Origin of the sequence: Nocardia amikacinitolerans NBRC 108937, assembly GCF_001612615.1 — a bacterium.
Taxonomy (GTDB): Bacteria; Actinomycetota; Actinomycetes; order Mycobacteriales; family Mycobacteriaceae; genus Nocardia; species Nocardia amikacinitolerans.
Genome location: NZ_BDAU01000011.1, coordinates 129,689 through 153,416, shown reverse-complemented (window position 1 = coordinate 153,416; position 23,728 = coordinate 129,689). Strand labels below are relative to the sequence as shown.

25 protein-coding genes and 1 riboswitch are annotated in these 23,728 nt (G+C 70.4%); of the genes, 14 read left to right on the top strand and 11 right to left on the bottom strand.

Annotated features, from left to right (window positions below; genetic code table 11):
• Positions 1-36 precede the first annotated feature (36 nt).
• Positions 37-1,287: a lipase family alpha/beta hydrolase gene (locus tag NAM01S_RS10870; protein ID WP_067783279.1), complete on the top strand. Its 1,251-nt coding sequence runs from the start codon at positions 37-39 to the stop codon at positions 1,285-1,287.
• A gap of 9 nt (positions 1,288-1,296) precedes the next feature.
• Here the strand turns inward: NAM01S_RS10870 and NAM01S_RS10865 are convergent, their stop codons facing one another.
• On the bottom strand, positions 1,297-2,388 hold the full coding sequence (locus NAM01S_RS10865; protein ID WP_084482819.1) for a hypothetical protein: 1,092 nt from the start codon (positions 2,386-2,388) through the stop codon (positions 1,297-1,299).
• A gap of 94 nt (positions 2,389-2,482) precedes the next feature.
• On the opposite strand from NAM01S_RS10865, the gene NAM01S_RS10860 reads away from it, so the two are divergent.
• Positions 2,483-3,280 (top strand): HugZ family pyridoxamine 5'-phosphate oxidase, encoded by a 798-nt coding sequence (locus tag NAM01S_RS10860; RefSeq protein ID WP_067783276.1) that lies wholly within the window; start codon positions 2,483-2,485, stop codon positions 3,278-3,280.
• A gap of 377 nt (positions 3,281-3,657) precedes the next feature.
• Here NAM01S_RS10860 and NAM01S_RS10855 read toward each other — a convergent pair whose 3' ends face one another.
• Positions 3,658-4,299: a TetR/AcrR family transcriptional regulator gene (locus NAM01S_RS10855; RefSeq protein WP_067783274.1), complete on the bottom strand. Its 642-nt coding sequence runs from the start codon at positions 4,297-4,299 to the stop codon at positions 3,658-3,660.
• 147 nt (positions 4,300-4,446) lie between these two features.
• On the opposite strand from NAM01S_RS10855, the gene NAM01S_RS10850 reads away from it, so the two are divergent.
• Positions 4,447-5,322: a TIGR03619 family F420-dependent LLM class oxidoreductase gene (locus NAM01S_RS10850; RefSeq protein ID WP_067783268.1), complete on the top strand. Its 876-nt coding sequence runs from the start codon at positions 4,447-4,449 to the stop codon at positions 5,320-5,322.
• 29 nt (positions 5,323-5,351) lie between these two features.
• Positions 5,352-6,197, top strand: a complete 846-nt coding sequence (locus tag NAM01S_RS10845; protein ID WP_067783928.1) for a fructosamine kinase family protein — start codon at positions 5,352-5,354, stop codon at positions 6,195-6,197.
• Position 6,198: 1 nt separating this feature from the next.
• Here NAM01S_RS10845 and NAM01S_RS10840 read toward each other — a convergent pair whose 3' ends face one another.
• The 3 genes from NAM01S_RS10840 to NAM01S_RS10830 all read right to left on the bottom strand — a co-directional run bounded on the left by NAM01S_RS10840 (position 6,199) and on the right by NAM01S_RS10830 (position 8,375).
• Positions 6,199-6,978 (bottom strand): helix-turn-helix domain-containing protein, encoded by a 780-nt coding sequence (locus NAM01S_RS10840; RefSeq protein WP_067783265.1) that lies wholly within the window; start codon positions 6,976-6,978, stop codon positions 6,199-6,201.
• Between the two features lie 56 nt (positions 6,979-7,034).
• Positions 7,035-7,394: an RsbRD N-terminal domain-containing protein gene (locus tag NAM01S_RS10835; protein WP_067783262.1), complete on the bottom strand. Its 360-nt coding sequence runs from the start codon at positions 7,392-7,394 to the stop codon at positions 7,035-7,037.
• Positions 7,395-7,745: 351 nt separating this feature from the next.
• Entirely contained in the window at positions 7,746-8,375 is a 630-nt protein-coding gene (locus tag NAM01S_RS10830) for a chymotrypsin family serine protease (protein ID WP_067783926.1), read from the bottom strand.
• A gap of 250 nt (positions 8,376-8,625) precedes the next feature.
• Between NAM01S_RS10830 and NAM01S_RS10825 the strand changes: the two genes are divergently transcribed.
• Positions 8,626-10,215: a serine hydrolase gene (locus NAM01S_RS10825; RefSeq protein ID WP_067783924.1), complete on the top strand. Its 1,590-nt coding sequence runs from the start codon at positions 8,626-8,628 to the stop codon at positions 10,213-10,215.
• A 6-nt stretch (positions 10,216-10,221) separates the two neighbouring features.
• Here the strand turns inward: NAM01S_RS10825 and NAM01S_RS10820 are convergent, their stop codons facing one another.
• The gene (locus NAM01S_RS10820) at positions 10,222-10,731 is read right to left on the bottom strand and encodes a mycothiol transferase (protein WP_067783922.1); all 510 of its coding nucleotides are present in this window, start codon (positions 10,729-10,731) and stop codon (positions 10,222-10,224) included.
• A gap of 165 nt (positions 10,732-10,896) precedes the next feature.
• On the opposite strand from NAM01S_RS10820, the gene NAM01S_RS10815 reads away from it, so the two are divergent.
• A complete protein-coding gene (locus NAM01S_RS10815) occupies positions 10,897-11,268 on the top strand; it encodes a hypothetical protein (RefSeq protein WP_067783260.1) in 372 nt (123 codons plus the stop codon).
• Positions 11,269-11,310: 42 nt separating this feature from the next.
• On the opposite strand, the gene NAM01S_RS34945 is transcribed toward NAM01S_RS10815, so the two are convergent.
• Positions 11,311-11,472, bottom strand: coding sequence for a hypothetical protein (locus tag NAM01S_RS34945; RefSeq protein WP_157107692.1), 162 nt, complete (start codon positions 11,470-11,472; stop codon positions 11,311-11,313).
• Positions 11,473-11,613: 141 nt separating this feature from the next.
• Between NAM01S_RS34945 and NAM01S_RS10810 the strand changes: the two genes are divergently transcribed.
• The 5 genes from NAM01S_RS10810 (at position 11,614) to NAM01S_RS10790 (ending at position 14,665) form a co-directional block, all read left to right on the top strand.
• Entirely contained in the window at positions 11,614-12,438 is an 825-nt protein-coding gene (locus NAM01S_RS10810) for a DUF72 domain-containing protein (protein ID WP_218018378.1), read from the top strand.
• 127 nt (positions 12,439-12,565) lie between these two features.
• Positions 12,566-12,629, top strand: a riboswitch (guanidine-III (ykkC-III) riboswitch).
• Positions 12,630-12,639: 10 nt separating this feature from the next.
• The gene (locus NAM01S_RS10805; RefSeq protein ID WP_067783255.1) at positions 12,640-12,954 is read left to right on the top strand and encodes a DMT family transporter; all 315 of its coding nucleotides are present in this window, start codon (positions 12,640-12,642) and stop codon (positions 12,952-12,954) included.
• Between the two features lies 1 nt (position 12,955).
• A complete protein-coding gene (locus NAM01S_RS10800) occupies positions 12,956-13,309 on the top strand; it encodes a DMT family transporter (protein WP_067783252.1) in 354 nt (117 codons plus the stop codon).
• Between the two features lie 83 nt (positions 13,310-13,392).
• Complete coding sequence (locus NAM01S_RS10795; protein WP_067783249.1) at positions 13,393-14,133, top strand: enoyl-CoA hydratase/isomerase family protein; 741 nt, start codon at positions 13,393-13,395, stop codon at positions 14,131-14,133.
• 25 nt (positions 14,134-14,158) lie between these two features.
• Positions 14,159-14,665, top strand: a complete 507-nt coding sequence (locus NAM01S_RS10790; RefSeq protein ID WP_084482817.1) for an SLOG cluster 4 domain-containing protein — start codon at positions 14,159-14,161, stop codon at positions 14,663-14,665.
• A 216-nt stretch (positions 14,666-14,881) separates the two neighbouring features.
• Here the strand turns inward: NAM01S_RS10790 and NAM01S_RS10785 are convergent, their stop codons facing one another.
• Positions 14,882-16,357, bottom strand: a complete 1,476-nt coding sequence (locus NAM01S_RS10785; RefSeq protein ID WP_084482815.1) for a DUF4153 domain-containing protein — start codon at positions 16,355-16,357, stop codon at positions 14,882-14,884.
• Positions 16,358-16,373: 16 nt separating this feature from the next.
• Here NAM01S_RS10785 and NAM01S_RS10780 point away from each other — a divergent pair, with 16 nt between their 5' ends.
• The gene (locus NAM01S_RS10780; protein WP_084482813.1) at positions 16,374-17,099 is read left to right on the top strand and encodes a hypothetical protein; all 726 of its coding nucleotides are present in this window, start codon (positions 16,374-16,376) and stop codon (positions 17,097-17,099) included.
• A gap of 63 nt (positions 17,100-17,162) precedes the next feature.
• Here the strand turns inward: NAM01S_RS10780 and NAM01S_RS10775 are convergent, their stop codons facing one another.
• The 3 genes from NAM01S_RS10775 to NAM01S_RS10765 all read right to left on the bottom strand — a co-directional run bounded on the left by NAM01S_RS10775 (position 17,163) and on the right by NAM01S_RS10765 (position 21,047).
• The gene (locus tag NAM01S_RS10775; RefSeq protein WP_372508117.1) at positions 17,163-18,095 is read right to left on the bottom strand and encodes a HAMP domain-containing sensor histidine kinase; all 933 of its coding nucleotides are present in this window, start codon (positions 18,093-18,095) and stop codon (positions 17,163-17,165) included.
• 143 nt (positions 18,096-18,238) lie between these two features.
• Positions 18,239-18,955 carry a response regulator gene (locus NAM01S_RS10770; protein ID WP_097244074.1) on the bottom strand — a complete coding sequence of 239 codons (717 nt, stop codon included), beginning with the start codon at positions 18,953-18,955 and terminating at the stop codon, positions 18,239-18,241.
• 82 nt (positions 18,956-19,037) lie between these two features.
• Positions 19,038-21,047: a heavy metal translocating P-type ATPase gene (locus NAM01S_RS10765; RefSeq protein WP_253798789.1), complete on the bottom strand. Its 2,010-nt coding sequence runs from the start codon at positions 21,045-21,047 to the stop codon at positions 19,038-19,040.
• Between the two features lie 485 nt (positions 21,048-21,532).
• On the opposite strand from NAM01S_RS10765, the gene NAM01S_RS10760 reads away from it, so the two are divergent.
• Both NAM01S_RS10760 and NAM01S_RS10755 read left to right on the top strand, forming a co-directional pair.
• Complete coding sequence (locus NAM01S_RS10760) at positions 21,533-22,936, top strand: FAD-binding oxidoreductase (RefSeq protein WP_067783241.1); 1,404 nt, start codon at positions 21,533-21,535, stop codon at positions 22,934-22,936.
• Positions 22,933-23,676 (top strand): S1 family peptidase, encoded by a 744-nt coding sequence (locus NAM01S_RS10755; protein WP_084482809.1) that lies wholly within the window; start codon positions 22,933-22,935, stop codon positions 23,674-23,676. The genes NAM01S_RS10760 and NAM01S_RS10755 overlap by 4 nt, the downstream gene beginning before the upstream one ends.
• Positions 23,677-23,728: the final 52 nt, after the last annotated feature.

Below are 23,728 nucleotides of genomic sequence, written 5' to 3'. Positions count from 1 at the left end.
GGACGAAGTTCAGTGCACGGTTGTACACTGAATTTCATGTCGGAGAGTGTCCCGCAGCGCCAGGCAGAGGTCCGCGCCCTGGCCCGCCTCGCGGGTGACGAGCTGGGCGGTGCGGTGGACGGCATCGCGACGATCCACCGCGCGGTGTCGGATCGCGTGTTCGCCGCGGTGCGCTGGGGCGTCGGTCCGGCCGCCGAGCCGGTGAAGGTGGTGCACGATGCGATCACCGACGGCGTGTACCGGATCGTCGGCACCGCGGCCGTCACCGCGGGAGCGGTGGGCGGACGGGCGGCGGATCTGCCCGGCGCTCCCCCCTCGCGCACGGTGTGGGGTTCGGGCTTCCTCGCGGCGCTGCAAGGTCTGATCGGCGACCGCCTCGAGGACGGCATGCCGATTCTCGCGGGTCCGATGACGCTGCGGGTGGATGGGAATCCCGTTGCGCCGGAGTCGATTACCGAGCACGTGCCGCCGAGTGGGCATCTGGTGGTGTTCCTGCACGGTCTGGTCGAGACGGAGCACGCATGGCGGTTGGGTGGGCGCGCGACGTACGCCGAACGCTTGACGGCGGATCTGGGGTGCGCGTGCGTTCAGGTGCGCTACAACAGCGGGCTGCACATCTCCGAGAACGCGCGGGAGCTGTCCGATCTGATAGAGCGGCTCGTCGCGAAGTGGCCGGTGCCGGTGCGCCGGATCTCGCTGGTGGGGCATTCGATGGGCGGGTTGGTGGCGCGGGCGGCGTGTTTCGGTGCGGCGCAAGAGGATCAGGTGTGGGTGCATTCGGTGCGCCAGGTGGTGTGTCTCGGCTCGCCGCATCTGGGGGCGCCGCTGGAGCAGGTGGTGCATCGGTTGTCGGCGGCGCTGGTGCGGTTACCGGAGACCCGGCCGGTGGGCCGGATGTTGCGGCGGCGCAGTGCGGGGATCCGGGATCTGCGGCACGGTTCGCTGGTCGACGAGGATTGGCGCGGGGTGGACGCGGACGCGTTGGAGCGGCGTGCGGTGCGGGAGGTTCCGCTGTTGGAGGGTGCGGACCACTATTTCGTGACCGCGACGTTCACCAGGAGTGCGCGTCATCCGCTCGGCCGTGTCCTCGGTGACGGTCTGGTGTTGACGCCGAGCGGTTCGGGCCGTGGGCGGGCACGGCGGCTCGGTTTTCTGGAGGAGAACGGTCTGCATTTGCCTGGCGCGAATCATTTCACGCTGCTGAATCACGAGGCGGTGTACGCGGCGTTGCGCGGGTGGTTGGGTGGTGAGCCCGCCGCGGCCCTCGGTGCGGGCCGGGCGGGTTGAGGTTCGTCCTCAGAAGAGTCGTTCGGAGTGGTTGTCGGCGGCGTAGCGGACGTCGGCGGCGAAACGGTCCTCGATGTCGGTGTCGTCGTCGTGGTGCGCGGCGTAGAGCAGCAGGCAGCCGCGGATGCCGTCGAGGAGGTCTTCCAGTAGGTCGAGTGCGGGGCGGGCGGGGTCGAGCCTGCTGACTCGGAATTCGGCGAGCAGCGCGGCGCGGGTGGCTTTGTCGACGTCGTAGCGGTGGGCGTGTTCTTCGAGTTCGGCGACGCGTGCGACGACGGCCCACGGGGCGGGCAGGTGGCCTTCGGAGACGGCGACGGCTTCGGCGATGAGGTCGGTGACGATGTCGGTGGCGGTTTCGCCGCTGTCGAGTCGTTCCAGGACGAGGGTGGGTGTTTCGACCGGGATGGCTTCGATGTCGTCGGCTTCGGCGATGACGTCGGTGATGGGGAGGTCGGCGAGTTCGCCCGCGACCTCGGCGGCGGCGTGCAGCCAGTGGGCGGCGGCGACGGAGGCGGAGGCGGGGTCGAGGTCGGTGAACAGTTCGGGTGCGCCGAGGGGGTCGGTGCGCAGCAGGGTGTCGGCGGCGTGGACCTGGGCGGGTGAGACGTCGGGGCGGGAGAGTTCGACGGCTTGGCGGGCGCGGCCGGAGAGGTCGCCGAGTTCGGCGGCTTCGATGGCGGCTTGTTCGCGGTGGATTTCGGCGACGATGGTCTCGGTGAGTTCGTCGGTGCGGATGCCGTGCAGGCAGCGGCCGACGCGGTGGGCGGATTCGACGACACCGCTGTAGGAGACGAGCAGTCCGGCTTCGGTGGGCAGGTTGGGGTTGCGCAGGCCATTCTCGACTTCGGTGAAGTTGCGGCGTTCTTCGGCGCGGCGCCAGGCTTCGCTGTCGGGGATGTCGGGGTCGCCGGCGGCGGCCGCGGGGTGGGTGTAGGTGCGCCAGTGGAAGCGCGACAGCGTGGTCAGATTCGACGCCAGATCCGTTGCCAGTTCGGGTGTTGTCGATGGCAGCAGCGCCACCGTCTCGGCCAGGTCGCCGCGTCCGGTCGCCCAGATGGCGACGAGTGCGTTGCGGTCGGCGTCGAATGCGTATCGGGTCACCTGGCACATCCTCACGTATCGGGTGGCGGCGCGTGGGCATTGGGTTGCTTTGGTTGGGGCTCCGGCGGCGTTTCGGCGTGGCACGCTGGTGGTCATGACTCTCGATCACGGTGATCCCGGTGACGCGCCGTCGGTGCCGGGGCCGCTCGGTGCGGTGGTGAACGCGGCGCGGCCTTCGGCAGCGGAGGAGGCGAGAACGGTTGCGGCGTCGACGAATATCGCGACGTTGGCGAGCCTGAGCGCGGACGGTTCGCCGTGGGCGTCGTTCGTGACGTACGGGTTGTTGGACGGTGCGCCGGTGTTGTGTGTGTCGCGGTTGGCCGAGCACGGCCGGAATCTGGCGGGCGATGCGCGGGCGAGCCTGTCGATCGTGGCGCCGGAGGGCCCTGCTGATCCGTTGGCGGGTTCGCGGATCACGCTGGCTGGAGTGGTGGAGCGTCCGGTGGGTGCGGAGTTGGCGGCGGCGCGGGAGGCGCATGTCGCGGCGGTGCCCGCGGCGCGGATGTATGTCGAGTACAGCGATTTCTCGCTGTGGGTGTTGCGGGTCGGCCGGGTGCGGTGGGTCGGCGGGTACGGGCGGATGGATTCGGCGTCGGCCGAGGAGTATCTGGCGGCGGAGCCGGATCCGGTGGCGCCGGTGGCGGGGCGGGCGGTCGCGCATCTGAACGACGATCACGCCGATTCGCTGTTGTCGATGGCGCGGGTGCTTGGTGGTTATCCGGATGCGACGGCGGCGCTGTGTGAGCGGGCGGATCGGTACGGGCTGGATTTGCGGGTGGAGACGCCGCGCGGGGTGGCGCGGACGCGGGTGGGTTATGCGGAGCGGCTGGACGGGGTCGATGGATTGCGGGCGGCGACAGTGGAATTGGCGCGGCGTTCGCGGGAGGGGTGAACGACGGGCGGCTGAGTAGTCCTACGCTTCCGGCCGCGTGTGGGAGCGGTGATGCTGGCTGTCATGGAGCGGTATCGGGGGCGGGCGGCATGTCCGCGGGTCGCGATGCGTCCGGCGCCGCTGAATTCGGTGTCCGCACTGTCGCGACCGGGGCGGCGTGAACCGCGCATGACCTGCTGAGCGACGAAGACTACCGCCGGTGATCGTGCGCGCCGACAGCGACATGGAGACGCGGAGCGACTACCACCCGCACCCGTCCTACGCGGGGCACTGGGGCGCGCCGAACTCGCCGACCATGGACGACCGCAGCGGGTCGTGGAGGCGGGTGAGCAGCTGGATCGATCGGCACGGAGCCGGTCGGACGAGGTGCGCGGCGGTCACGCTCGGTGCGTGTTCAGGCCCGGGTCGCGCGCGGGCACGGTGAGCATCGCGACGAGCATGTCGGCGATTTCGGCGGTGTCGGTGTCGAGGTGCTGGGTGCGGCTGCCGTCTTGGAGTGCGCGTTCGTAGTCGGCGACGAGTGCGAACAGGACGGTGGTCATGGTTTCGAGGCGTCGGCGGCGGTGGCGTGGCGACAGCTGTGGGATGGCGGCGTCGAGGCGGGTCGCGATGATGCGGACGGCGGCGCGGTCGGCGCCGGCGAGGCGGCGGGCGTCGGCGATGACGGGGTGGGTGCGGACGACTTCGAGGAAGCGGCCGTAGTGGCTGGTGCGGTCTTGGCCGACGAGTTCGAGCATGGGTCCGACGAGCATGCCGACGAGTGCGTGCGGGTCGGCGCCGGTGCCGTCGGCTTCGTGGGCGGCGAGCAGTTCCATGCGGCGTTGTTCGAGCCGGTTCATGCGGCGCTCGACGATGGCTTCGACGAGTCCGTTGCGTGAGTCGAAGTAGTAGTGCACCGCGGAGTTGTTGCGTTGGCCCGCGGCGGCGGCGATGTCGCGCAGCGGGACGTCGACGCCGCGTTCGGCGATGAGTCGCTCCCCCGCGTCGAGCAGGGCGGCGCGCGAGTCGTCGGCTTGCATAGGCACCCACTGTACTGAACCCGAGTCTTGACCAAGTTAAGCACCAGTGATTAATTGGCTGGGAGATGTTCGCCATGGCGATGCCGTGGGCATACCGTCCACCGACGAGCCGTTGCCCGGCGACGACCGAGCAGGAAGGCTGATTCCATGCGGTTCACGTACGCGGAGACGATGACCGACCCGTCCTACTACGTGCCTTTGGCGCAGGCCGCCGAGGCGGCCGGGTACACGTCGATGGCGGTGGCCGACAGCGTCGCCTATCCGCGCGACTCCGACGCCACCTACCCCTACACCCCCGACGGCAGCCGGGAGTTCCTGGAGGACAAGCCGTTCATCGAGGCGTTCGTGCTCTCGGCGGCGATGGCGGCCGCGACGACGAAGCTGCGGTTCACCCCGTTCGTGCTGAAGCTGCCCATCCGTCCGCCGGTGCTTGTGGCCAAGCAGGCGGCGTCGGTGGCGGCGTTGAGCGGCAATCGGTTCGGTCTCGGTGTCGGGATCAGCCCGTGGCCGGACGATTTCGAGATCATGGACGTGCCGTTCGAGAAGCGCGGCGCGCGCATGGACGAGTGCGTCGACATCGTGCGCGGGCTCACCGCGGGCGGCTATTTCGAGTACCACGGCGAGTTCTACGACCTGCCGCCGATCAAGATCAATCCGGTGCCCACCGAGCCAATCCCGATCCTCATCGGCGGGCACAGCGGTCCGGCGCTGCGGCGCGCCGCCCAGCGCGGCGACGGCTGGATGCACGCGGGCGGCGATCCCGCCGAGCTCGATCGGCTGCTGGCGAAGCTGGACAAGCTGCGGGCCGAGTACGGGACGCGCAAGGACTTCGAGGTGCACGTCATCTCGCTGGACGGCTTCACCGTCGACGGCGTGAAGCGGCTGGAGGACAAGGGCGTCACCGATGTCATCGTCGGCTTCCGCAATCCGTACACCCGCGACCAGGACACCGAGAGCCTGGAGACCAAGATCGCGAACCTGTCCCGGTTCGCCGAGCACGTCATCGCGCGCACCGCGTCTTGAGATCGCGCGAGGCGGCCTACGGTGGTGCGGTGAGCATCGCCGATCGGCTGGGTGAATCGCTGGGTGTCGCCGTCCACGCGGTGACCGATCTCGGGTCCAGTCACGACTGGACGCTGCACCGGGCGGAGCTGGCCGACGGTCGCGTCGTCTTCGTCAAGGCCGCCGCGGACCGGGACGGGGTGTTCGCGGCGGAGGCGGCGGGTCTGCGCTGGCTCGGGGCGGGCAATTCCGCGCTGGTCCCGCCGGTGCTGGCCGCCGAGGACGGGATGCTGGTGCTGCCGTGGTTGCCCGACGCAGCTCCCTCCCCCGCCGCCGCGGACCGCTTCGGCCGGGATCTCGCTGTGCTGCACGCGGATTCGCCGGGGGTCTTCGGTGCGCCGTGGCCGGGCTGGATCGCCGAACTCCCGCTGGACAACACCCCGAGCGAGGGGCCGTGGGCGCGCTGGTACGCCGAGCGCAGGTTGCGGCCGTTCGTGTCGCGCACCGCGGACGTGCTCGGCGCGGACGGGGTGCGCCTGCTGGAGCGGGTGATGGAGTCCGTCGAGGAGCTGGCCGGTCCGCCAGAGCCGCCCGCCCGCATCCACGGTGATCTGTGGTCGGGCAATCTGCGCTGGACCGAGGCGGGCGTGGTGCTCATCGATCCGGCGGCGCACGGCGGGCACCGGGAGACCGATCTGGCGATGCTCGCGTTGTTCGGCGCACCGCACCTGGATCGGGTGATCGCCGCCTACGAGCGGACCCGCCCGCTGGCGGCGGGGTGGCGCTCGCGTGTTGCGCTGCATCAGCTGCATCCGCTGCTGGTGCACGTCGCGCTGTTCGGCGCCGGATACCGCGCGCAGACTCTCGCCGCCGCCCGCGCCGCGCTCGCGGCGTGATTCAGGAACTCAGCGCGTTCAAGTACTTTCGTGTCTCGGCGTCGGCGGGGAAGAACGATTCGATGGCGAGCTCGGCGACGGTGACGTTCATCGGCGTGCCGAACACGGTGGTGACCGAAAGGAACGACAGTTCCTCGCCGTCGTGGCGCAGCCGCAGCGGGACGGTGGCCTGGTCCGGCTCCGGTAGCGCGACCTCGGTTTCGCCGCCCGGGTAGCCGCGCAGTTCCGAACGCAGCGCGATCAGTTCCGGTGCGCCGGTGATCTCGATCTGGCGCGACAGCCGGGCGAACAGGTGCCCGCGCCATTCGGGGAGGTTGGCGATCCGCGGCGCGAGGCCGCCGGGGTGCAGGCTCAGCCGCAGCGCGTTGACCGGTGCGGTGAGCAGCCGCGAGTCGATGCCGGTGAGCATCAGGGCCACTCCGGCGTTGGCTTCCACCATGTTCCAGTTCCGGTCGATGGCCAGCGCCGGGTAGGGCTCGTGGCCGACGAGGATCTGGCGCATGGCCTGCCGCACCGCGTCCATCTCGGGGGTGTCGATGCTCGGTTCGGCGTAGGCGGGTGCGTAGCCCGCCGCCAGCAGCAGGCGGTTGCGTTCGCGCAGCGGGATGTCGAGGTGATCGCACAGGTGCGCGAGCATCGCGCGGCTCGGGGTGGCGCGGCCGGTCTCGATGAAACTGAGGTGGCGGGCGGAGGTTTCGGCGCGGCCTGCCAGCTCGAGCTGACTCAGCCTGCGCTCCAGCCGCCAATGCCGCAGCAGATCGCCCGCTGTTCGCGTAGTCACCCCGCCGATCCTACGAATCCGGCGGGCGCCAGACGATTACCCGCGAGGTAATGACCTCAGAGCGCGGTGCCCCGCACGGTGCGGTCGGCCGCCACGTACGCGCGCGACACCGCGGAGGTCATGACGTCGAGCAGATCCACGACGAGCACGCAGTCGAGTACCGGCCCCGCGTCGTCGCGCAGCTGGGCGAGTCCGGATCGGACGCCGTCGTGGACCGCGTGCTGAATCTCGTCGATGGGTACGCCGTCCAGCGCCCACCGGGTGGTGTGGCGTTCGAGGGTGCGCAGCATGCCCTCCAGTGAGGTGTCGGTGGCCTCCACCAACGCCAGCGCGAGGTCGAGGCCCATGCGGATCGCCGTGCCGAAGTCGCGCACCGGAGCAGGCATACCGTCGTTCTCGGCGTCGTTGGGGCCCATGTGAATTCCGCTTCCTCCCGATGTGCCCCCACGGTATCGACCGGCAACCTCGGAAGCGATTCGGTGGCGCGAATTCGGCAAACTCCCTCGCCCGGAGATCTGGTCGTTGTGACCAACCCCAAACCGGAGGGCTCGAGTTGAGATTCGAGCATCACTTGACTAGTAGAGGAAACACGGAATCCATTGGGCCCTGGTTAAATCGGCACGACACCGTGCGCTGGCCGGAAAGGATTCGCGATTCACTTGGTGGATCGTCGATCCGACCGGCGCGAGCCTCCCGCGAAACGCCCGGCAATCGCCGACCTTCGGCAAGGCACGAGCACTCGCCGAGCTTTCGCGGAAGGCGCCCGATCAGATCGGCCAGAAACCGGCGCCCACGAGGCCGCGCGCGTCCAGATCGGCGGCCACGGCATGGATATCGGTACCCACTTCCGGCCCGAAGCAACCCACCCCGAGGTAGGCGTTCACCATGCCGACGAGCGTCGTACCGACCACCACGGGCGCGCCGGAGTCGCCTTCGAGCACGCACAGCTGGGTCCAGGTCTCGGCGGCCGGACCCACACCGCCCCAGGCGACGCCGCAGGTGGTTCCGGTGGTGCGGCCCTTCTTGCAGACGACCGCCGGGAACCGCGCCGGAGCGCCGAGGCCGGTGATCGCCATGTCGCCGAGCTGGCGCACCGGCGTGACCCGCTCGGGGTCGAATTCGATGACCGCGTAATCGAGGACACGGTCGGTATGGGCGAACCTGCCGACCACGCCGTAGTTGGGATCGGATTCGGCGAGCACCGTCGCCCCCGCCACCCCGCAGTGCCCCGCGGTGAGGCCGACCAGACGCCCGGCGCGGTCGTGGCCGATCGAGGTGAGCGTGCACTCGGCCTGGTTGGCGATGACGATGCCCGATCCGCCGCCCAGTACCGGCGGATCGGCGGCGGACGCGGTGCCGGTGACCGGAGCGAGAAATGCCGTGGCCGCGATCGCCATGGCGGATGCGCCGCGCACCGCGACGGTGTGCCGTCGGGTGACGCCGCGGCCTTTCGGCAGCTGACTCATCGAAGCTCCTCTCCGCGGGTCGGCGATCGGAGGCGTCCGCCGACGGTCAGTGGTTCGGGGTGAGGACTACCGCGAATCCCGTGGGGCAAACACCGCCGCCGTCGGCGACGCCTTTCGCCGCAAGATCGGTTGATCTACGCTCGAGGAGGGTTTGTGTCGACAACGAGCCCCGGGAGTGGCCGTGCGCGGAGATCGGCGGAGAATTCCGGGTCTCGCGGCGCTGTTGGCCGCGGGACTGCTCGTCGGTGGCTGCGTCGACGCGCCGGCTCCGCAGTCTCCCCCCACCAGTACCTCTGTCGAGTCGCCGAACCAGGTCGCCGGAGTGACGATCCCCGACGGACAGGTCGGCCAGGCGGTGGATCGGCTCGACGAGCTCGCCCAGAGCCTGCTGGCGACCTCGCGCGTCCCCGGCCTCGCCGTCGCCGTCGTGCACGACGGAAAAGTGGTGTACCGCAAGGGTTTCGGCGTGCGCGCGGTGGGTTCGGACGCCAAGGTCGGTCCGGAGACGGTGTTCCAACTGGCGTCGGTGTCGAAATCGCTCGCGGCGACGGTCGTCGCACGGCAGGTCGCCACGGGCGCGGTGCAGTGGGATACGCCGGTGCGCACGCTGTTGCCCTCGTTCGCGTTGAACGACCCGTACGTCACCGACAAGGTCACCGTCGGTGATCTGTTCGCGCATCGGTCCGGGCTCCCCGATCACGCCGGTGATCTGCTCGAGGACCTCGGCTACGACCGCGACCAAGTGCTGGAGCGGTTGCGCGAGCTGCCGCTCGGCGCCTTCCGCGATTCCTACGCCTACACCAATTTCGGACTCACCGCCGCCGCCGTCGCGGTCGCCACCGCGGCGGGCACCGACTGGGAGACGTTGTCGGACAAGGAGATCTACCAGCCGCTCGGCATGACCTCGACGAGCTCGCGGTACAGCGACTTCCGCGCGCGCACCGACCGCGCCGACGGTCACGTGCTCGTCGACGGCACCTATCGGGTCGCGGACCCGCCGCGCGACCCCGACGCCCAGTCCCCCGCGGGCGGGGTCAGTTCGTCGGTGGACGATCTCACCAAATGGATGACGATGGTGCTGGCCGACGGCGCGTTCGAGGGTCGGCCGTTCCTCGCGTCCGACGCGCTGCAACCCGCGCTGTCGCCGCAAGCGGTGTCGTCTCCGCCGACGACCCTCGACGCGCGCGCCGGGTTCTACGGCTACGGCTTCAACATCGGCATCTCCCCGGCGGGAAGGGTGGTCCTCGGGCATTCGGGAGCCTTCGACCTCGGCGCCGCCACCGCGTTCACCATGATCCCCTCGGTGAACGTCGGCATCGTGACGCTCACCAACGCCGCGCCGATCGGGCTGCCCGAGACGCTCAACGCCGAGTTCGCCGACCTCGTCCAGTTCGGCACCGTCCGCGAGGACTGGCGCACGCTCTACCGGGAGGCGTTCGCACCGTTCAGCGCGCCGAGCGGCAGCCTGGCGGGCGCCACGCCACCCGCGCGACCCACCCCCGCGCAACCGCTGCCGTCCTACGCCGGCCGCTACGACAACGACTACTACGGTCCGGCCACCGTCGCCGTCGAGGGCGACGATCTCGTCCTCACCCTCGGCCCGCAGAACATGCGCTTCCCGCTGCGCCACTGGGACGGCGACACCTTCGTGTTCACCCCGACCGGCGAGAACGCCGCCGCGGGGTCGGTTTCCCGCGCCACCTTCGCCGGAAACACGCTGACCCTCGAATACTTCGACGCCAACGGTCTCGGCGTCTTCACCCGGCCCTGACGCCGTTCACCTCGTGCGGTCGAACACCCCGCGCACATACGCCGCCTGGCCCGCGTGCTGGAGATCGTCGGCGATCACGCTCACCAGCCGCACGGCGAGGGTGACCGGCGGATCCCAGCGGGTGTCGACCACCTCCGCCAGATCCGCGTCGGTCAGCTCGCGCACGAAGTCCAGCGTCCGCTCGTGGACGGCGTCGTAGTAGCCCGACAGCGATTCGGCGGACGCGCGCACCAGCGCGACCTCGTCGGGGCCGTCGCCGTAGCCGGTCGCTCGTTCGTCCAGCGGCAGGCCGAAACGGCCGTACCAATCCTGGGCGGTCCAGACCTGCTCGGTGCCCGCGACGTCGGCGATGTGATCGTCCTGCACCCGGGTCAGATGCCAGATCAGCCAGGCGATGGTGTTGGCGCCCGGATCGATCCGGAAGGTCAGCGCGTCCTCGTCCAGGCCGTCGACGGCCTCGTACACCGCCTCCCTGACCCGCTCGTACCCGTCGGTGAGCAGCTGCGCGCTCGTCATCGCCATCGCCTCCTCGCGTCGTCGATGTGCTCCGTGCTCGGGACCTACCCACTGCCGGGCGATCCACGCGAGAGTGTCACGGCGCTGGGTACATCGGCGATATGCCTCGCACACAGGCACCCGACAGGAACCACTCGTCGCCACCACGCACCCGGTGAGGACATCGTGACGTCACCCGAAGCCGCCCATTTCGGCGCCCGCCTCGGTGACATCGAGGCACTGCGCACTCAGGCGCGGCTGTCGGTCCGCCGCCGCGACCCCGCGGGCGCGGTACGCGATCTGCACCGGGCCGGGGCGATCGCCGAGGAATTGGTTCGCGACGCGCAGACGCGGACGCCGCGCGATGCGGAGGTGCTGCGCGTCCTGGTGCGGGTGATCGAGCTGGAAGGCGAGATCGCCCGTGCGATCGACGCTCGGAACCTCGCCATCGATGACCTCGGCGCGTTGAGCGCGGCGTTGGCCGAGTTCTCGGCGAAGCCGTGCGGGCACGGTGTGCTCGCAGTCGGCGGCGACTGCGGCCCGGGGTGCGGAAGATGAGAAGGCCCGAGCCGACCCTGCATTCGGCTCGGACGACGCGCCTCAGGCGCCGTGCCGCCTGCGCTGCGCGTCCTCGGCGATCAGACGCAGGCACGTGTCGTGCTCGTTCTCGCCGGGATACCGCTCGTTGCGCAGCCGCAGCATCGCCTGCGCCACATCGATGCCCAGCACGCTCGACAGCCGCACGGCATCGACCTTCGACATGTGATTCCTCCGATTGAACTCAGTTGAAAAGCGAATGATCCGACCATGACGTACCCGAACGACGGGCCGTCGAACCCTCGGAGATCCTGCCGCGCCCCGTTTTACGGCTTTCACCCACCCCCGCCTGCCACCATGGAATTCATGGGCGACATCCGGATCGGCACCTCGGGATGGTTGTACCGAGGCTGGCGCGGCGTGTTCTACCCGGTGGGACTGACCCAGCGGCTCGAGCTGGGCTACCTGTCCGAGCGCATGAACAGCGTGGAGATCAACGGATCGTTCTACTCGTTGCAGCGACCGTCGAGCTACCTGCGCTGGGCCGAACAGACGCCCGAGGATTTCGTCTTCGCCGTGAAGGGCAGCCGGTTCATCACCCACATGAAAAGGCTGCGCGACGGCGACACGCTGCTGGCCAATTTCCTCGCCTCCGGCGTCTTGGCCCTCGGCCCCAAGCTCGGGCCGATCCTGTGGCAGCTGCCACCGACGATGCGGTTCGATCCGGATCTGCTCACCGGCTTCTTCGCCCACCTGCCGCGCGGCACCGCCCAAGCCGCCGAGATCGCGAGCAGACACGATCACCGCGTCGACCCCGCCCACACCACCACCGACGCGGACCGGCCGCTGCGCCACGCGCTGGAGGTCCGCCATCCCAGCTTCGTGACTCCGGAGTTCCCGGAGTTGTTGCGCGAGCACGGGATCGCGCTGGTGGTCGCGGACGCGGCGGGCAAGTATCCGCTGCTCGAGGACGTCACCGCGGATTTCGTGTACGTCCGGTTGCACGGGCACGACGAGCTCCACGTCAGCGGCTACACCGACGACGGGTTGGACATGTGGGCCGAGAAGATCCGGACCTGGGCGCGCGGCGGCGACGTGTACGTCTACTTCGACAACGACGCCAAGGTGATGGCACCGCGCGACGCGCTGGCGTTGCGGGCCCGCGTCACCGACGCCATCGAGGCGGGATGACCTCGGCGATGGCATCGAATGCAGTGTCGCAGCAAGCGCATCGGTGCGGACTCCGCCGGAAGCGGACAGTAGCGAGCCGGTAACCGAGCTCACCATCCGCCGCCCACGGCGCGTGCTAGCGTCGGAGACAAGGCCCGCGGCGGGCCTCCGGACGAGGGCTCAGTACCCGGACAGCGACAAGACTGACCATGGAGGTCGGTCGTGGCTTGGGTCGTTCTTCTCGTCGCCGGGGTGTTGGAGGCCGTATGGGCCACGGCGCTCGCCGAATCCCGCGGTTTCCGGCGTCTCGTTCCCACCCTCGTGTTCGCGGCGGCGCTCGTCGTCAGCATGCTCGGTCTGGCGTACGCCATGCGCACCCTGCCCACCGGCACCGCCTACGCGGTGTGGGTCGGTGTCGGCGCGGTGCTCACCGCGGTGTGGGCGGTGCTCACCGGTAAGGAGCGGGCGAGCTCGGCGCGGACGCTGCTGCTGTGCGGGCTGGTCGCCTGTGTGGCCGGGCTGAAGGCGGTGAGTTGAGATGGCGTGGGTGCTCCTGATCGTCAGCGCGCTGTTCGAGGCCGTGTGGGCGACCGCGCTCGGCATGTCGGACGGGTTGTCGCGGCCCGCGCCCACGGCGGTCTTCGGTATAGCGTTGGCGGCGAGCATGATCGGGTTGGCGCTGGCCACCCGGCGCATACCGATCGGGGTGGCCTACGCCGTCTGGATCGGCATCGGCGCGGCACTCACCGTGGGGTACGCCATGGTCACCGGCGCCGAGACCGTCTCGGCGGGCAAGATCGCCTTCCTCGGCGGCATCATCGCCTGCGTCATCGGGCTGAAGTTCGTGAAATCGGCTCCCGCGCAGGCCGAAGCATCGGGCCGCGACGATTAGGCGTCGACAGTCCGGCAGCGCCCGTTAGTGTGCGAAGACACCGGCGTGGCGTGCACGGCGGTGCGCTGACACGGAGGTGACCGATGAGTGCAGAGCTCGTCCTGTGTTCGATCGACGGCGCGATCGCCACGCTGACGCTGAACCGGCCCGAGAAGCTCAACGCCCTCACCGCGGACACCTTCGACCGCTTGCGCACCCACCTGGAAGCGCTGGCCGGTGACGACGCCGTGCGCGTCGTGGTGCTAGCCGGAGCGGGCCGATCCTTCTGCGCCGGACACGATCTGGCCGCACTCGCCGAGGGCGACGCGCTCGCGCACCGGTTCCGCGAGGCCGAGACCATCGGACTGCTCGAGGACTTGCCGAAGCCCACCATCGCCAAGATCCACGGGCACTGTTTCACCGGCGGCCTGGAACTGGCCCTCGGTTGCGACCTGCTGGTGGCCGGGGAATCCGCCCAACTCGGAGACACCCACAGCCAGTGGGGACTGGTTCCGCTGTGGGGCATGTCGGTGCGGCTGCCCGAACGGGTCGGCATGTCAAGGGCCAAGGAACTCAGCTTCACCGCCCGCAGGCTGCCCGCCGCCGAAGCCGCGGGCATCGGGCTGGTCGACCACTGCGTGCCCGACGCCGAACTCGACAGGTACGTCGCCGACCTCGCCGACCGCATCGCCGCGAATTCGCCCGGCTCGCACCGCATCTACAAGGCGCTCTACGCCAACGCCCGGTCGATGGACCGGACCGCCGCGATGCGCGCCGAGACCGAGATGACCTTCGGCTTCCCCGACGACGCCGCCGCGCGACTCGCCGGAGGAACCCGCGGCTGACCGTCCGACCCGGCACACTGTCGATATGGCAGCGCTGACGACCCGACGCACCTACGCCAAGCAGGTCGCCGTGTGCGGGCCCACCGCATGCACCCGCGCCGACGCCGCGAACGCCACCGAGGTCGGACGACTGCTCGCCGCCGCGGGCGTCACCGTGCTGTGCGGCGGCGGTTTCGGCGTGATGGCCGCCGTCGCCGAAGGCGCGTCGCGGGCGGGCGGGCTGGTGATCGGAGTGCGGCCCGACATCGACCGCGACGCCGCCTGCCAGGGACTTTCCGCCGTACTGTTCACGAACATGGGTGAGGCGCGCAACGCGATCCTGGTGCGCTCCGCCGACGCCGTCATCGTCATCGGCGGGTCTTGGGGGACGCTGTCCGAACTGGCGCTGGCGCGGCACCGCGGCGACATCCCGGTCGTCTCGCTCGGCGGTTGGCAGATCCTCGACGCCGCGGGTGAGCCGTTGCAGGCCACGCTCACCGCCGCCGATCCCGCCGAGGCGGTGCGGCTCGCGATCGGGTCGCGGCGGGGGTAACCGACCGAAGGCCACCGCCATCGCGCCAGACCCACTGGACGTGACCTTCATTCACCCGACCTACGTACCGACCGAGGGTGACCTTCAGCACGGTGGGCCGATGAATGGTGACCTTCGGTCGGGGTTGCTTGGCCGACTTTTGTGGACGGGCACTAGTAGGCGCCGAGACCGAAGTCGCTGGGGTGCGGACTCGGTCGGCGATGTCGGGCGCTGGGTTCAGCGGGCGGAGGCGCGGGAGAGGTTCCAGCTCTGCCAGGTGTCCTCGGGCAGGTCGTCCCGGATCGGTTCGAGGATCTCGGCGCGCAACGGTTCCGGAAGTCGGTCGAGTGCGGGGACGACGTCGGGCGAGAGGGTGCTCAGGTAGTCCGTGTCGAGCGTCTTCCCGTTCGTCCAGCGGTCGATGTTGCGGTCGGCGACCAGGCGCTCCGGGTTCAGGAGCGCGAGCACCAGCAGCGTCGCGAACGCCGTGCCGAGCGCGGCGCGCGGCAGCCAGGCACGGCGCAACCGGAGCACCGCCGCGAGCACGAGCACGTACATCAGACCGAGCCACAGCTCGAACGCCTCCACCAGCACGCGCAGCACCGTGAAACCGTAGGCCTGCTGATAGGTCCACATCCGACCAAGCGCGGAGGCGACGAGCACGAGCGACAGCGCGGTCACCGAGCCGAGCAGCGCGCGCAGCCACGTCCGGTCGCGCGCCGAATCCTGATCGGCGAACCGCAGCACCGTGAGGATCACCGCCAGCGCCAGCATGGTGACGATGGACAGCTGCCAGAACCCGCTGCGCGCGTACTGCGCGTAGGTGAGGCCCGCGGTCTTCTGCACGTAGTCGTCGCCACCGAACAGCGCCGCGAACTGAGCCGCGACGAACGCGGCGAACAGCGCCGTCAACGCACCCACCGGCAACGCCCACTCCCACCGGCTCACCGTGCGACCCGAAACCTTCTCGCGCGGCATCGCATCCGCCGACATCGGCGGACCGGCCAGCAGGTACATCGCGCCGAAGCAGCCCAGCGCCACCAGGCCGGACACCAGCGTCCACCGCACGAGCGACGCCGGCTCGACGGTCGGCACCAACCGGTTCAACATCGAGCCGAAGGTGGCGTCGGCACTGCCGAGCAGCGGGGCGAAGACCGCGAGCAGCGCGACAGTCGCGCCCACCGACAGACCGGCCCGCCAGGTGCGCACCGTCCGCGCGTCACGCGCCCGCCGCGCACCCTCGGACACCCACAGCACCGCCGCGGTCGCCTCCAGCGGCACGGCGATCGCGTCGTACCAGATGCCGTGCACCGAGCGGCGCGGAACCACGGCCAGCGAACCAGCGAAGACCGCAGCCAGGACGCACAGCACGAACAACCACCCCGCCGCCCGCACCGCGCCCACCGCCAGCAGCGCCAACGCGAGCCCGGTCCACCACAGCCGCACCGGATTGCGCCGCAGCAGCGCGCGAATCGAGCGATCGGTGGACTCGACGGCCCCGCGCGCCCGTCGATCGACGACGAACACCGCGCCCGCGGCGACCACAGCGGCGAGCACCCAGCCGATGCCGGGGCGATCCCACGGAATCAGCACCGCCGCCGAGACTCCGGCGATCGCGGCGGCGGGCACTACCGCGGGCGGATAGCTGACCCTGCGCCACTTAGGTATCGGCGGGGCACCCGGCGGACCGGATCGATCGGCTACCGGAGTCATCGGCGGGAGTGCGCCTGTGGTCGAATTCGGCTGGCTGTCGGATTCTTTCACGGTGGTGTCCGCGGTCTTCACGAGCTTCGTCGCGGAGTCGGCGGCAGATGCGGCGTTCTGTTCGGAGGCCTTGCCGGCGGAAGTCGGCGTCTTGCCGGTAGCGGGAGCGTCCGACGATGTCGTTGCCTTGACGCTGCCGGTCGGCGCGTCCGACTGTGCCGCCGCTTTCACATCTGCTGTGGCATCCGACGTGGCCGTCGCCTCGCCCTCTGCCGGGGTCGCCGGCGATGCCGCTGGCTTGCTGTCTGCCGGAACATCCGAGGGATCGGCGTCGGACTCCGTCCCCGCGGTCCGCTCGGCCGCACCAGACGAGACCGTGCCGAGATCCGACGAGACATGGACGGGCTCCGAGGACTTCGCGGATTCGTCGGCACCCGGCGATTCGGGACTCCGTTTCGCGGAGGCCTCACTCGATGACGAACCCGTCGTCGCGGCGTCCACTGTCTTGCCGCTTCCGTCGGCGGACGCGAGGGTCGTCGTGTTGGTATGGAGGGCGGCGGCCGACCCGTGGGCTCCCCCATCGGAGTCTTCCCGATTCCCGGAAGCCGCCTGGCTCGCCACCGTATCGAGCCCGGTCGACGGCGCGGCACCGTCGGTGGCGCTTTCGGTGGCGTCCGGCGGTTCGGACATCGAATCGTTCCGTCCGGTCGGTTCTTTACTCATGATCCCCTCCGATTTCGGGTGTGCGTGATCGCCCCGGGACGCTGTGGTAGTCCGGGTTGCGGTGTGTGGGTTGTCGATCGGGTCCGGCCCGTCAGGGGGCGGGCAGGACCACGCGGATGCGGGAGCCGGGGTCGGCCACGGCGATGGTGCCGCCATGCAGGTCGACCAGCCAGCGGGAGATGGCGAGGCCGAGTCCGGTGCCGCCGCCGTTGGTGCGTCCGCCGCGGGTGAAGCGATCGAAGACGGTCGCGCGTTCGGCGGCGGGAATGCCGGGACCCTCGTCCTGGACGTCGATGACGAGCTCGCCGTGCTGGGCGCGGGCGGTGATCCGCACCTCGCCGCCCGCCGGGCCGTGCCGCGCGGCGTTGTCGAGCAGGTTGATCAGCACTTGGTGCAGACGTGCACGGTCGGCGTCGACGCACGCGGTGTCGGGCCGGACGTCGGTGCTGAATCGCACGCCGCGGCCCAGCGCCGCCGCCATCACCTCGGCCTCGGCGACCACCTCGGCGAGCAACGGCGCGACCGGCACGTTCTCGCGATCCAGCGCCAAGGCGCCCGCCTCGATGCTGGACAGGTCGAGCAGTTCGGAGACCAGCAGTCCGAGCCGTTCGGTCTGGGCCAGCGCGGTGCGCAGCGTGCTCGGATCGGGTTCGGAGACACCGTCGACCAGGTTCTCCAGCACGGCGTGCAGCGCGGTGATCGGGGTGCGCAGTTCGTGCGAGACGTTGGCGATGAGGTCGCGGCGCTGCCGGTCGGCGGCGGCGAGGTCGGCGGCCATCCGGTTGAACGCCTCGGCGAGCTGTCCCACCTCGTCGCGCGAACTCGCCCGCACCCGGCGGGTGTAGTCGCCCTGGGCCATGCGCTGGGCGGCCGCGGTCATATCCCGCAGCGGCCTGGTGATGCCGTGCGCCAGGATCTGGGAGGTGATCAGAGCGATCAGCACAGCGGTCAGGGTGGTTCGCGGTGGTAGCCAGCCGATCTGGAAACGGAAGAACCCGAACGCGAGACCACCGGAGACCACCATCAGGATCGCCAGCTTGAGTTTCACCGACCGCACCGGATCCAACGGCCTGGGCAGCGCCTCGGCCACCGCGTCGGCCAGCACGCGGCATCGGCGCGTGAGCTCCGAGCCAGAGGATGTGGCGTCCTTGGTGCGCGCGTCGGTGGTCATCGCGCCTCCAACGCGTAGCCAACGCCGTGCACCGTGCGAATCAGATCCGCGCCGAGCTTGCGCCGCAACGCCTTCACGTGACTGTCGACCGCACGGGTGCCCGCGGCGTCGGCCCAATCCCAGACCTCCTCGAGCAGACGCTCCCTGGCCAGCACCACCCGCGGCCGCCGTGCCAGCCGGGCGAGCAGCTCGAATTCCAGCGGCGTCAGTTTGGCTTCGGTGTCGCCGCGCCAGACCCTATGCTGTTCCAGATCGATGCGCAGATCGCCGACGATGATCGCGGCGCCCTCCCGGTCGGCGGCACGCTCGACCCGGCGCAGCAGCGCGTGCACCCGGGCCGCGAGCACGCGCAGCGAGAACGGCTTGGTCAGGTAGTCGTCCGCGCCGACGCCGAGCCCGACGAGCTGATCGGTCTCGTCGGTGCGCGCGGTGAGCATGAGCACCGGCACCCCGCGCCCGGCCTGGATGCGCCTGCACACCTCGAGTCCGTCGAAACCGGGCAGCATCACGTCCAGCACCACCAGGTCGGGCTCGTTCGCCTCGACGGCGGCCACCGCGCCGGGCCCGTCGTGCGCAAGCTCGACGGCGAACCCCTCCGCCCGCAACCGCGCGGCAACGGATTCGGCGATGGTGACCTCGTCGTCGACCACCAGAATCCGCCGCGCCGCCTGCCCGTTGGCCGCCCCGCCGCGCTCCCCATTCCGAAGCTCCATGCACGGAACCCTAACCACCCGCTGTGGAGAGCAGCGTCGGCAATTGTGGAGATTCCGTGTGCACGGTGGTCGTCGTGTCGGGCTAACTCCGCACCGGCCGCGCCTCGTGGACGATGCCCTCGTGTTCCGCGCCGCGACGGAAACGCAGCAGCCGCAAGGCATTCGCCACCACGAGCAAGGTGGAGCCCTCGTGGACGAACACCGCGGGGCCGATGGGCAGGCCGATCAGCGTGGCGGGCACCAGGACCGCGACGATCAGCAGCGCGAAGGTCAGGTTCTGCCGGATGATCCGGGCGGTGCGCCTGCTCAGCGCCACGGCGAACGGCAGGCGGCCGATGTCGTCGACCATCAACGCGACATCGGCGGTCTCCAGCGCGACCGCGGACCCGCCCGCGCCCATGGCGATGCCGACCGAGGAGTTCACCATCGCGGGCGCGTCGTTGACGCCGTCGCCGACCATGGCGGTGCCGTCGCGACCGCCGAGCCGCCCGATCATGGTGACCTTGTCCTCCGGCAGCAGCCCGCCGTGCGCGGCGTCCAAGCCCATGTCGGCGGCCACGGCGTCGGCGACGCGCTGATGGTCGCCGGAGATCAGCACCACGTCCTCGATGCCGAGCGCGCGCAGCCGCGCGATGACGGGCGCGGCCTCGCCGCGCGGGGTGTCCATCACGCCAACGACACCGAGGTAGGCGCCCGCGTGCCGGACGATCATCGTGGTGCGTCCGCGCGCGTGCAGGTCGTCGACGATGTCCGCGATCGAGGCGGGAACGCCGTCGGTCTCCAGCTCGCCGAACATGGTGAGGTTGCCGACCTCGGTGGGATGTCCGTCCACCAAGGCGGTGACGCCGCGCCCGGTCACCGAGTTGACCTCGGTCGCATGACGAGCCGACCCTTCCGGCACAAGCGGTGCGAGGTCGCGGGTGATGGCGGTGGCCAGCGGGTGGTCGCTGTAGGACTCGACCGCGTGCAGCGTCGCGATCAGCTCCGCGCGCGATTCCGGACGGACCGCGACGATGTCGGTGACGCGAGGCAGGCCCCAGGTGAGCGTGCCGGTCTTGTCGAAGGCGATGGAACGAACCCGGCCCAGCGTCTCCAGCGGCCCGCCGCCCTTGGCGAGCACACCCGCCTGCGCGGCTCGCGCCACTCCCGCGAGCACGGCGCTCGGCGTCGCGATCGCCAGCGCGCACGGGCTGGCCGCGACGAGCACGACCATCGCGCGGTAGAAGCTGTCGGCGAACGGTTCGGCGAGCGCGACCACGCCGAAGGCGAGCACACCGACGACCGCCGCCAGCACGGCGGGCACGTAGAACAGCTGGAAGCGGTCGATGAAGCGCTGGGTGGGCGACTTGTGCGTGTCGGCCTCGCGAACCATGGTGATGACGCGCGCCAGCATGCTGTCCGCGGCGCGGCTGGTCACCAGGACATCCATCGCGCCCGAGCCGTTCACCGTGCCCGCGAACACCCGGTGCGCTTCCGGCACCGGCGTGCGGTCCAGGGTCGCCCCGGTCAGGGCGCTCTTCTCCACCGGGATGCTCTCGCCGGTCACCGAGGATTCGTCGACGCTGCTCGCTCCGTCGACCACGATGCCGTCGGCCGCAAGCCGCGAATTGGGCAGCACCACGACGACATCGCCGATCGCGAGGTCCTCGACATCGACCTCACGCACCGCGCCGTCGTCGCCGCGAACCAGCGCGGTGCCCGGCGCGAGTTCCGCGAGCGCCTCGATGGAGCGCTTGGCGCGGCCCATCGCGTACTCCTCGAGCGCGTGCCCGAGGCTGAACAGGAACAGCAGCACCGACCCCTCGGCCCACTTGCCGACCGCGGCCGCGCCGAGAGCCGCGACCAGCATCAGGAAGTCGACCTCGAATCGGCCGCGCCGCACCGTCGCGACGGCCGTGCGGATCGTGAAGAAGCCGCCGAAGAAGTAGGTCGCGGCGAACAGCGCGATCGCCACCCACGGCGGCGCGGAGAACAGATACTCCGCCGCCATGCCCGCGGCATAGGTGACACCGGCGGCGAGGGCGAAGATCAGCTCGCCGCGCTCGCCCAGAATCGAGTGCCCGTGTTCGTGTGTGTTCGCTGTCGACTTCATACGCGAGATCATATGCATACATCGCTATGTTTGCATAGCATCAGCGTAACCTCCGGCGCACCCCGAGCGAGCCGTCGATGTGTTCGACGCTCAAGGCCGAATGACCATCGAGCGCGGGCCGAGGCCACGCGACCACGTCGTCACCGAACCGTGTCTCCGCCGCGACGAACGCCCGTATCGAGTCTCGACATCGCCACACCCGCACCGGATAACTCCGAGACGCGATGTCGACGCCGCCCCGGACGCCAAACCTGTTGGTAGATCGACATTTACCGTGCTCCGCACACTGCGGAACAGCCAGCCCGACCTCACTGGCAAACTTCTCGCACAGCCACGGCGACCGCGCCGAACACCACCGCGACGACGGGATTGCATCTCGGCATCGCTCTCGGCAACCGCGCCAACCCGCACATCCGCGCGCGTAGCGTGGCTGGGCGGTTGAAAGTTTGCCGACACGATGCCGACAGCGGTCCCACGGAGGCGGTATGACCACTCACTCCCCCTACGCTGCCGCGGACGACCTGCGGCCCCAGTTCGCTGGGTCGGTGCTGACGCCCGAGGACCCCGGCTACGACGCGGCGCGGGCGATCTTCAACGCGATGGTCGACCGCAGGCCCGCGGTGATCGCCCAGTGCACCGGCGCCGAGGACGTGCGCGCGGCACTGGCCTTCGCCGACCGCAGGGGTCTCGAGGTGGCCGTGCGCGGCGGCGGCCACAGCGTCGCGGGCGCGAGCCTCACCGAAGGCGGACTGGTCGTCGACCTGCGCCGCATGCGCTCGGTCACCGTCGACGCCCAAGCGCGCACCGCCGTCGTCGAGGGCGGCGCCACCTGGGCGGATTTCGATCGCGCCTGCCAGCCGCACGGGCTCGGCACCACCGGAGGGCGGGTGTCCAGCACCGGCGTGGCGGGGCTGACCCTCGGCGGCGGCTCCGGATGGTTCGAGCGCAAATTCGGACTGGCTTGCGACAGCCTGCTTTCGGTCGAGCTCGTCACCGCCGACGGAGTCGAGATCCGAGCCGCCGAGGACGAGCATCCCGACCTGTTCTGGGCGCTGCACGGCGGCGGCGGGAACTTCGGGGTGGCCACCCGGCTGACCTTCCGGCTGCATCCGCTGCCGGTCACCGCGCTCGCGCTGCTGCTGTGGGAGGCCGGGCGTGGGCTCGAGGTCGCCACCGCCTACCGCGACCTCGTCGAGGGTGGTGTCACCGAGGATCTCGGCGGAGCCGTCGCCTATCTGACCGGACCGCCCGAGGACTTCGTGCCCGCCGAACTCCACGGCAAGCGGGTGGCGGTCTGCATCGCCGTCTACGCGGGCACCGCGGCCGAGCTGCGCGACGTGCTCGCGCCGATGTTCGCGCTGCGGCCGGACGGCGTGCTGCTCACCGAGATGCCCTACTGCGACATCCAGTGCGCGCTCGACGATCCGCCGGGTGTGCGCAACTACTGGTCCGGCGAACACCTCGCGGGCCTGCCGGACGAAGCGGTGCGACGGTTCGCCGAACAGGGCATGACCATGCCCTGCCCCACGCCGTCGCAGAGCCTGCTCCTGCCGTGGGGCGGCGCCGTCGCGGCGGGCGCGCGGGACTGGCCGCAACCCCACCGCGACGCCGCGTGGGTGGTGCACCCGTTCGGACTGTGGGAAGACCCGGCCGACGACGCCTACGGCATCTCCTGGGTCAAGGACACCATCGCCGCGATGCGGCCCTACGGCATCGGAGCGGTGTACCTGAACTTCATCGGCAACGAGGGAACGGACCGGGTGATCGCGGGCTACGGCAAGGAGAACTACGCGAGACTGGCGGCGGTCAAGCTGGAATACGATCCGCGCAACGTCTTCCACCTGCATCACAACATCCATCCCGCGGCCGCCGCAGGGCCACGCTCATGAATCCCGCGACGGCGCGACGTCGCCGGCCCGCCACGACGGCCGGACCCGCTCTCGTGCGGGTGGTGCTGACCGCGATCGCCGCGCTGGTCATGGGCATGGTGTCGCCAGGCCACGCGTCCGCCGCCCCTGCGGTGCTCGGCGGCGGCTCGGGCATCGTGATCGGGCAGCGCGCGGCGTGCACGCTGACCACGATCGGCTACGACAACGCCGGGCGACTCGTCGGGTTGACGGCGGGCCACTGCACCATGCGCGGCATGCCCGTGCACGCCGAACACGCGCTGACCGCGGGACCGGTCGGTGTTGTCGTCCTGGTAGACCCGGTCGACGACTACGCCGTCATCGTGTTCGATCCCGAACGGGTCACACCGCTGCGCAGCGTGGGACCGCTGGCGATCGCCGGCGTTGGCGCACCGCCGCAGCCGGGCACGATCGTCTGCAAGAACGGGCGCACCTCCGGTTACGGGTGCGGTGTGGTGTGGGACCAGAACGAGTCGTGGTTCCGCAACCAGGTCTGTTCGAAGCCGGGCGATTCCGGTGGACCGGTCACGGTCGGCGATCGCCTGGTCGGCATGAACGTCGGCCACGTGGGCGTCACGGCGTTCGGGGTGACGGTCTTCGATGTGGCCTGTCAGCATCCGCAGATCGCGGTGCACGATCCGGCGGTGGCCACCCAGATCGGCACAGTGTTCGCCGATATCGACCGGGTGGGCGGGCCCGGCGCCGGCTTCCGGCCGTTCTGATCCGGAACCGGCGGCGGCTCGATCGAATGGCTCGATCACCCCGGCGCTCGTA

Bases quoted from the DNA above. Each gene is read 5' to 3' on its own strand.
- NAM01S_RS10755 (WP_084482809.1), top strand. From the start codon at position 22,933: ATGAATCCCGCGACGGCGCGACGTCGCCGGCCCGCCACGACGGCCGGA.
- NAM01S_RS10860 (WP_067783276.1), top strand. From the start codon at position 2,483: ATGACTCTCGATCACGGTGATCCCGGTGACGCGCCGTCGGTGCCGGGG.
- NAM01S_RS10820 (WP_067783922.1), bottom strand. From the start codon at position 10,731: ATGACGAGCGCGCAGCTGCTCACCGACGGGTACGAGCGGGTCAGGGAG.
- NAM01S_RS10765 (WP_253798789.1), bottom strand. From the start codon at position 21,047: ATGAAGTCGACAGCGAACACACACGAACACGGGCACTCGATTCTGGGC.
- NAM01S_RS10830 (WP_067783926.1), bottom strand. From the start codon at position 8,375: ATGGCGATCGCGGCCACGGCATTTCTCGCTCCGGTCACCGGCACCGCG.
- NAM01S_RS10795 (WP_067783249.1), top strand. From the start codon at position 13,393: ATGAGTGCAGAGCTCGTCCTGTGTTCGATCGACGGCGCGATCGCCACG.
- NAM01S_RS10855 (WP_067783274.1), bottom strand. From the start codon at position 4,299: ATGCAAGCCGACGACTCGCGCGCCGCCCTGCTCGACGCGGGGGAGCGA.
- NAM01S_RS10835 (WP_067783262.1), bottom strand. From the start codon at position 7,394: ATGGGCCCCAACGACGCCGAGAACGACGGTATGCCTGCTCCGGTGCGC.
- NAM01S_RS10760 (WP_067783241.1), top strand. From the start codon at position 21,533: ATGACCACTCACTCCCCCTACGCTGCCGCGGACGACCTGCGGCCCCAG.
- NAM01S_RS10850 (WP_067783268.1), top strand. From the start codon at position 4,447: ATGCGGTTCACGTACGCGGAGACGATGACCGACCCGTCCTACTACGTG.
- NAM01S_RS34945 (WP_157107692.1), bottom strand. From the start codon at position 11,472: ATGTCGAAGGTCGATGCCGTGCGGCTGTCGAGCGTGCTGGGCATCGAT.
- NAM01S_RS10770 (WP_097244074.1), bottom strand. From the start codon at position 18,955: ATGGAGCTTCGGAATGGGGAGCGCGGCGGGGCGGCCAACGGGCAGGCG.
- NAM01S_RS10785 (WP_084482815.1), bottom strand. From the start codon at position 16,357: ATGACTCCGGTAGCCGATCGATCCGGTCCGCCGGGTGCCCCGCCGATA.
- NAM01S_RS10810 (WP_218018378.1), top strand. From the start codon at position 11,614: ATGGGCGACATCCGGATCGGCACCTCGGGATGGTTGTACCGAGGCTGG.
- NAM01S_RS10800 (WP_067783252.1), top strand. From the start codon at position 12,956: ATGGCGTGGGTGCTCCTGATCGTCAGCGCGCTGTTCGAGGCCGTGTGG.
- NAM01S_RS10870 (WP_067783279.1), top strand. From the start codon at position 37: ATGTCGGAGAGTGTCCCGCAGCGCCAGGCAGAGGTCCGCGCCCTGGCC.
- NAM01S_RS10775 (WP_372508117.1), bottom strand. From the start codon at position 18,095: ATGGTGGTCTCCGGTGGTCTCGCGTTCGGGTTCTTCCGTTTCCAGATC.
- NAM01S_RS10790 (WP_084482817.1), top strand. From the start codon at position 14,159: ATGGCAGCGCTGACGACCCGACGCACCTACGCCAAGCAGGTCGCCGTG.